This window comes from Deltaproteobacteria bacterium, assembly GCA_016218975.1.
GTDB lineage: Bacteria > Desulfobacterota > Deferrimicrobia > Deferrimicrobiales > Deferrimicrobiaceae > JAENIX01.
Genome location: JACRCO010000017.1, coordinates 1 through 3,062, shown reverse-complemented (window position 1 = coordinate 3,062; position 3,062 = coordinate 1). Strand labels below are relative to the sequence as shown.

At 62.8% G+C, this 3,062-nt stretch carries 3 protein-coding genes; 2 read left to right on the top strand and 1 reads right to left on the bottom strand.

Going from position 1 to position 3,062, the window contains the following annotated elements; all coding sequences use genetic code 11:
* Positions 1-52: 52 nt before the first annotated feature.
* Positions 53-1,345, bottom strand: coding sequence for an ISNCY family transposase (locus tag HY896_02380; protein ID MBI5575193.1), 1,293 nt, complete (start codon positions 1,343-1,345; stop codon positions 53-55).
* A 182-nt stretch (positions 1,346-1,527) separates the two neighbouring features.
* On the opposite strand from HY896_02380, the gene HY896_02375 reads away from it, so the two are divergent.
* Both HY896_02375 and HY896_02370 read left to right on the top strand, forming a co-directional pair.
* Positions 1,528-2,730 carry an aminotransferase class I/II-fold pyridoxal phosphate-dependent enzyme gene (locus HY896_02375; GenBank protein ID MBI5575192.1) on the top strand — a complete coding sequence of 401 codons (1,203 nt, stop codon included), beginning with the start codon at positions 1,528-1,530 and terminating at the stop codon, positions 2,728-2,730.
* The coding region (locus HY896_02370; protein MBI5575191.1) for a homoserine dehydrogenase at positions 2,727-3,062 on the top strand (336 nt) is incomplete at its 3' end. The genes HY896_02375 and HY896_02370, both read left to right, overlap by 4 nt.

Below are 3,062 nucleotides of genomic sequence, written 5' to 3'. Positions count from 1 at the left end.
GGGCCGGTAGGCGCTCCCGAAATGTCAAAGCTCTTTAGAAATGTCCCCCGGTTTAACTCGTTAGAAATGTCCCCTTTGGTTCTTGGTCCGCCCGTCGCCATTGCGCGGCGATTTGCGGATTGGCGGGACGGCGCCACGGATGGGTACGCGGCGGGTGATAGACCGCTCGCGGTTTTTTCGTCGGCGGTTCGATTCGGGCTTTTCCCGGCCTTCCCTCGAGGGGCACGATGTCCATCCGCTGATTTTTGAACCAGACCTCCACCGTTCCGTCGAGCAAGGTGCGGACCGTGACCGGACTCTTGGGTTTGGGCAGGAGGCGGTTGGTGCGAGCGATCTGAAACCAGCGGTTGTCGTGCCGCAGGGTGAAATCGTTTTGCACGCGCCGTTGGTCCTCCCAACAGAAAATCCCCGCCAGGGTTTCTCCGGCCGCCAGCGGCCGGTGGGCGTCCGCCGGATCGACGGGAGGCACCGCGAATCGCCGATTCAGATCCTCCACGAAGCTGTTTTGGAGCACCTCGTTGGCTTCCGGGATCGTCTTTATCCCCAACAGGGCGAGCTCCTTCTGGAACCGGTCCTGGTACACGCCGTGCTTGCGCTCCACGCGGCCCTTGGCCTGGGGGGAATGCGCCGTGAGGATCTGGATTCCCAGCTTGTGACAGGCCCGCCCAAAGGCCGTCAGCGGCTCTTCCCCCGCCAAGGCCTCCTCCAGCGTGGGCTCGCGGGAGGCAACGTAAATGTGATGCTTGTCGGTATACAGGGCCATGGGAGCCCCGAAGCGCTCGATCCAACGCCATAACAACTGCATCGCGCCTTCCGTGTCTTCGTGCTCCCGCAGCAGCGAGAGCGTCGTGCCCGTGGCATCATCCACCAGGTTCAAAAGACAGGCCTCGGGGGTTTGCTTGCCGAACCAGCGGTGGTGGCTTCCATCGAGCTGCAGCATCTCCCCGAACCGCGCCTTCCGCTCCCGGTAGGCCCGGTGCCGGACCCCGGGCTTGGGAGGGGCCCACAATCTCTCCTGGATCAGCCAGCGCCGCAGCGTCTCGTGGTCGAGCCAAATCCCTTCTTCCGCCAGCTTCTCGCACGCCAAAGTGGGACCGAATCCCTTGTACCGCCCCAGATAGCGGGAGAGCGCCTTCTCCCGAAGGGCGGAAGGCTTGGCGCGGTTGGAAGGACGGCTCCGGCCCTTGTGCAACAGCCCCGCGTCTCCCTCCAACCGATAGCGCCGGTAGATCCTCTTGGCCTGCCGATAGGAGATCGAAAGCCTCGCCGCCGCTTCCCGGAGGATCAGGCGTCCTTCCGTAACTCCGTCGAAAATCACCTTGCGGATCCGTTCCTTTTTACTCATGAGAAGATGTCCTCCCATTGCCCCCTCCCGGCCGAAATCACCGGGGAGGATTGTAAGGGGACATTTCTAACGAGTCAGCAGGGGGACATAATCAAAGAGTCATGACAGTAGGCGCTCCCGAAATTGACTTAAACGCCGTAATTCTTTAGAATTTCCTTTTTAAACTTTCCGGGAGAGGGCCGATGGAAGAGTTCCCAAGAATCAAGCGACTCCCGCCTTACGTACTTGCTGTTGTCACGGAACTGAAATCGAAGATGCGGCAGGCGGGCGAAGACGTAATCGACCTCGGGATGGGGAATCCGGACCTCCCCACGCCCAAGCACATCGTGGACAAGCTGGTCGAGGCCGCCAGGAATCCGCGCAACCACAGGTATTCGCTTTCGCGCGGGATACCGAAACTGCGCCAGGCGATCTGCACCTGGTACAAGCGCAAGTACGACGTGGAGCTCGATCCGAACACGGAGGCGATCGCCACGATCGGCGCCAAGGAGGGGATCTCGCACCTGGTCATGGCGATCATGGGACCCGGCGACATCGCGCTGGTCCCGAACCCCACCTATCCGATCCACGCGTATTCGGTCGTCATCGCAGGTGCGGACGTGCGGTCGATCTCGCTGACTAGCGGCGAGGGCGATTTCATGGACCGCGCCCAGCGCGCCATCAAGACGCTGTGGCCCAAGCCGAAGGTGATGATCATCTCCTATCCGCACAACCCGACCACGGAGGTGGTCGACCTGGCCTTCTTCAAGCGGGTGGTGGCTTTCGCGAAGGAGCACGGGATCCTCGTGATCCATGACCTGGCCTACGCCGACCTGGTGTTCGACGGGTACAAGGCGCCTTCGATCCTGCAGGTGCCCGGCGCCAAGGATGTCGCGGTGGAGCTTTACTCGATGTCCAAGGGCTACTCCATGCCCGGCTGGCGAGTCGGGTTCGTCGTCGGCAACAAGAAGATGATCAACGCCCTTACACGGCTCAAGAGCTACCTCGACTACGGGATGTTCCAGGCGATACAGGTGGCGGCGACGGTAGCCCTGAACGGCCCCCACAGGGTCGTGGACGAGGCGGTCGAAGTGTACCGGAAGCGGCGCGACTGCCTCGTGGACGGCCTTGCCCGCATCGGCTGGGAGTTCCCAAAGCCGATGGGCACCATGTTCGTGTGGGCGCCGGTCCCGGAGCAGTTCGCGTCACTGGGATCTCTTGAATTCTCGAAGCTGCTCCTGTCCAAGGCCAAGGTGGCGGTATCGCCCGGGGTCGGGTTCGGGGAGCACGGCGAGGGGTACGTGAGGTTTGCGCTGGTGGAGAACGAGCACCGGATCCGGCAGGCCATCCGGGGCGTGAAGACGCTCCTGCAGTCCCCCGCCCACGTCAAGGCAAGGATACGATGAGCGAAAGCCTGAAGGAAATAGGAGTCGGCATCGTCGGCTTCGGCACGGTGGGGACGGGGACCGCGAAGCTTTTGCTTGAGAACGCCGAGCTGCTGCGCCGCCGCGTCGGGGTACCTCTGCGGATCTGCGGGATCGCCGACATCGACACGGCCCGCGACCGGGGCGTCAAGCTTCCGGAAGGGGTTCTTACCTCCGACGGATTCCAGGTCGTGCGGAACCCCGATGTGCGGATCGTGGTGGAACTCGTCGGCGGGACCGGCGCAGCGAAGGACTATGTTCTGGAGGCGATCCGTCTCGGTAAGCCGGTGGTGACCGCCAACAAGGCGCTTCTC

Coding starts and splice junctions, on each gene's coding strand:
- HY896_02375 (MBI5575192.1), top strand. CDS start 1,528: ATGGAAGAGTTCCCAAGAATCAAGCGACTCCCGCCTTACGTACTTGCT.
- HY896_02380 (MBI5575193.1), bottom strand. CDS start 1,345: ATGAGTAAAAAGGAACGGATCCGCAAGGTGATTTTCGACGGAGTTACG.